Genomic DNA, 4646 nt, shown 5'->3' on the forward strand with positions numbered 1-4646 from the left:
CCGAAATGATTTTTGCGTGCGCCGAAATGATTTTTGCGTGCGCCGAAATGATTTTTGCGTGCGCCGAAATGATTTTTGCGTGCGCCGAAATGATTTTTGCGTGCGCCGGAGTAGTTTTTGTATGCGCCGGAGTGATTTTTGTGTGCGTCGGAGTAGTTTTTGTATGCGCCGGAGTGATTTTTGGGTTCGCCGAAATGATTTTTGGGTTCGCCGAAATAATCAAAAGCTACATAATAAAAGCGATCGCTTCCTTGGATAGCATTTATCTGCTTCGGGCGATCGCTGTGTGATATTCAACTTGATATTCTTCATTCTGCGCTAGCAAATATGTCCTTGACTGAGATTTAGATAAATCAGTTTTTTGAATAATTCCATCACTTCGATCAGTTTGATGTTTTCTTTCGTACGTATTCTAACAGGCGACTGTGTTCTAACTTCAGCATGTTTGGTAGAATCATCAACAAATTGAACTTCATTTGGGCTGATGATTTTCCCATATTTGAATAAGGGTTCAATTACTAACCCCAGATGTTCAGTCAAAAGTTGTAGTTGCTTGACATCATCTTTCGTAAATTTACGGGAACTAAAAGTACCAACATGAAGGACACCGTTTAGTTGGTTGTGAAGTACCACTGGAACACCAAGTATTGAGCGGATTCCTCTGTGACGCAGAATTGGACTGACTACTTCTACTTTTGACAAGTCGTCTACAATCATATACTCGCCCCTAGCGGCGATTTTACCTGCAAAACCAGTACCGAAGGGAATTCGGATTCCTTGCAAAATTTCTTCCTCTAAACCAATAGTGGCATATACACCTAATTGTTGACCATTTTCTGTTGGCAAGAGAATTGTGATCGTGTCTACACCCATGAATGTGCGTATGTTCTCAAGCAACACCCGCAGTAGGTTGTCAATATCCAACTCAGGAGTTGCAGTATCGTTGGTGCTGAGGTTCTGGAAATTCATCCAAGGAGTGTTATGAATCGTGCTAAGGTCTTCACTAAGTGGAATGGAAAAATGATTGCGCTCTTTGTAAATATATTTTTGTTCTGGTTCTTTATGATTGTGGCTTTTGACTATCACATTAAATAAACGTAACCCGTGATTACCAATAATCCTCAATTTTCTGGCTTGATTGTGGTTATTGTCAGTCTGAACTATGGCGCGGAACAAACAACTACTATTTTCTCCAACGTAGTGACTAAACTTTTGGATTTCCTCTTCACTCATTTCAAGTACAATACAATTTGACTCGTTCTCAGAGGTTTTATCAGGATTGCGAGCCTCCAAAATTGTTGTGAGGTGAGCGTGCAGAGACTTGGACTCATCATCGTTGAGGGTAATGCAGTTAAGTCTATGAATCAAGCGACTTGCTTCAGAAAGTTCAGAAACCGGAGTTGATGATTTGACATTGTGATCTTGGCGCGCATTTTCCTTTTGAAACCAGACTAGCAAACGGCTTAAGCTCAGAAGTAATTTATAAATCATCATTTCAAATCAATTTGAATCTATTTATAATTTCTATATTCTTATAAAGAATATAAAAAAAATACACTTATAGTATTTAATATAGCAATCCAAAGTCATATCATATTCGCTTAAAGACTTAATTATTTCGATGAGAGTATTCCAAATCTTTAATATCTTCGCAAACTGCAAGTCTGTTGCTCTACAATTCGTGAGAAATTTAGAGACAAGAAACTGAATAAAATTTGCTACTTAAACAATCAAGTCCACCTACGTGGACTTGAAATCTCAATCAATTTTTCTTATCCGAGCAGTAATAAATATTGCTGCTCTTAAAGTTTGGCTGTGAGATTTTCTGACTTAACAGCAAACCGAGTCTTCACATGATCTGCCAAGCGGATTGCCAAAGCGATAATAGTCAAGGTGGGATTGGCGTAACCTCCTGTTGGGAAAACCGAACTACCTGCGATAAATAAATTTGAGATTCCGTGAACCTGACAATTTGCATCGACAACACCCTGTTTGGGATCAATATGCATCCGCGTTGTTCCCATGTTATGGTGCGTACTAAAACCCAAAACCTTTGGAAGTTCTCCATCCCGTTCAATCTGCAATTCACCCAAGCCTGCACGAGCAATTTCTTCTGCTAGAATTGCTTGCGATCGCTTGATACTGCAAATGTCTATTTCGCTCCATCGATAAGTTAAATGTGCTTGAGGACAACCAAGTTTGTCAAGTTTAGTACCAAGCGTCACCCGATTATCCGGATTTGGGACTTGTTCGGTTTGGCTCAAAACTTCAAACTTGACATATCTGTTTTCGTTACCTTCGTGCTTCGACCATCCGCCATAACTCAAATCAGGGAACAAATATTCCTGTTTGATTTGATATTTATACCAGTCGCTGACCAACTCATCAACATGCGTGATCACATTACCCAAATGTTGAGCAGCATTTTTGGGAAGTTGTCCACGACGAATTGCAGAAAACAAAGTTTTTGCGGAAGCCTTAGCTGCCGATTTATATTTGTGATCTCTGGGAAATAGGATAAAACTCATATTGAGTAATTGCTCACGCTCCATCACTTGTTCACTCAAGTGAAGTTTTCCCATGACTGGTACATTATTAACTCGGCGTAAATCATATAAAGCTGTCGAATTGAACATTTTTCGACTGGAAGGATAAAGCATACCAGAGCGAAGAATCGGATGATCCATAAAAAATCTGCCGACAACATCGTTCTGATTAGCTAATCCAGTCTTTTGAATTTTGTTAGATAGCAGTAACAAACGTGCATTTTCGATCCCACCTGTGGCTAAGATAAACATTTTGGCAACTATCCAAAATTGATTACCATCGAGACAAGCTAGGCGTACACGCTTTACATTCTTAGCTGTTTCGTCAGTTTCAATTTCGACGACGTTTGCATTTAGATAAGTGGTAATATTAGGAGATTGATCAATTTGTTGGCGATATTCATTGGTGAAAATATCGCGAGGGCCAAATTGAAACATGCTGGTAGTTACGCGATCGCCAATGAAAGGTAACTGAGGAGATTGAGCATCCTCCCAACTCGGAGCGTCATAAGCAAAGGGGCCAAGTTTGCAGACTTCATGAGCGCGATCGTAGTAAGGATCTAGGTGAGATTTTCTAAAAGGCCAGCCACTGTATGGCACACAATCACGCTTTTCAAAGTCTATCTCGTCCAAGGTCATATGCCTCAGACCACGTTGATTTTGATTAATTTCAACATTCCAGACATTAGCATGTCCACCAAACTGACGATGACGCATATCTTGTAAGTTTGGAAAAGGCTCACCAACAGTTTCACCCTCACTTAAAGATTGCGTCTGTTGATTAAATTCTAAATCGCCACTTTCTACTAAACATACTCGAAAGTCTTGCCCAATCAATTCTCGCGCCAGTGTAATCCCCGCAGGCCCAGCACCAACAATACAAACTTCTGTTTGAATAACTTCATCTTTTGGTAACTTCCGGCTATCAATAAACATCAATGTTAATCTCCTGTTGTATTTTATAGATACCTATAGCAAAATCCCTACACAAAGCAATATTTTTTGGTACATCACTGGCATTTTCTCATCCAGAGTATTTATGACGCTCAGTCATAGTTTAAAGAAGATTAATCAGATGTAAAAATGTTTTCCAAAATAAACATTTTCTCCTGATATGAAATAATCTCGTCAAGGTAAATACATGGGAACGCAACAGTATTTATGAGCATTAAATACTGCCACACTCTTATGGTGTGATGGATTTATAGGTTCACAATTACATAGATATTTTTCGTAAAAAGTTTAGATATTTATGTATTTAGGTGATTTGTATAGAGACCGAATGATATTAAGCTTATAATTTAATTTTCTTATGCTATGTATAGAAATCAAAAAAATAGCCTGATTTTTGTAAAGATATGACCAAATTTCATCTCTCTGGAGTATGAGTTTGTCTTCAGTACGATTCAGTTAAGAGTATGCAATGCTGATGATCGGGGAAAAGTGAAAAGTTAGGTTTAAAATTATCTGATTCCTCAATAGACCTCTTGCACGAATGCAAAACTTGCCCTCATCCCCCACCCAGCCCCTTCTCCCAATTTTGGGAGAAGGGGAGCAATTTCAAAGTCCCTCTCCCATGCTTGGGCTGCGGTGTACACACAAGTCTTATAAAGTTGCCTAGTGGCGTTTTGATCCCCCCTAACCCCCCTTTTTAAGCAGCAGGGCTGTTTCATTCTAAAAAGGAAAATAGTAATAGGATATTATGGGCACAATGTCGTATTGCTCTGGTTAGGGAATCAAAACCATTGTGACGAAACAAGTTAATTACAAAACTGCGAAGAATGGAGAAATTTGCAGATGCATAACCATCAACCATTTGTGCCTTGTCTTCATCAAACACAACATCTTTGACCCAATGTCATCGATTTTCTACACCCCAATGACCACGAATGCCTTGGGCAAAATCTGAAGCTTCAAGGGTCATTGAACTTATGTAATATACGGTTTCCTCATAAGGCTTACCAGCACGAGTACCAAGACGTTCAACATGAACTATTCGTTTTAGCCCAACCCAATCATTGGAAATATGATCCAAATTATCAAACACCGATACCCGACGTTGAGTCAAGCGATCGCGTGTTTGCTCGAAACTCGTATCGA

3 protein-coding genes and 1 pseudogene are annotated in these 4646 nt (G+C 39.3%); 1 reads left to right on the forward strand and 3 read right to left on the reverse strand.

From position 1 onward, the window contains the following. Positions 1 to 290: hypothetical protein (locus B4U84_RS07685; protein ID WP_131118783.1), on the forward strand; the 290-nt coding region annotated here is incomplete at its 5' end. Between the two features lie 28 nt (positions 291 to 318). Here B4U84_RS07685 and B4U84_RS07690 read toward each other — a convergent pair. From B4U84_RS07690 to B4U84_RS30430, 3 genes and pseudogenes are all read right to left on the reverse strand, one after another. Continuing rightward, complete coding sequence (locus B4U84_RS07690) at positions 319 to 1494, reverse strand: GAF domain-containing protein (RefSeq protein ID WP_131116675.1); 1176 nt, start codon at positions 1492 to 1494, stop codon at positions 319 to 321. 308 nt (positions 1495 to 1802) lie between these two features. Continuing rightward, positions 1803 to 3482, reverse strand: coding sequence for a GMC oxidoreductase (locus B4U84_RS07695; protein WP_131116678.1), 1680 nt, complete (start codon positions 3480 to 3482; stop codon positions 1803 to 1805). Positions 3483 to 4404: 922 nt separating this feature from the next. Next, a pseudogene (locus tag B4U84_RS30430) lies at positions 4405 to 4646 on the reverse strand (ISAs1-like element ISPlr1 family transposase); the annotation flags it as partial.

The organism is Westiellopsis prolifica IICB1, assembly GCF_004323185.1.
Lineage (GTDB): Bacteria > Cyanobacteriota > Cyanobacteriia > Cyanobacteriales > Nostocaceae > Pelatocladus > Pelatocladus prolificus_A.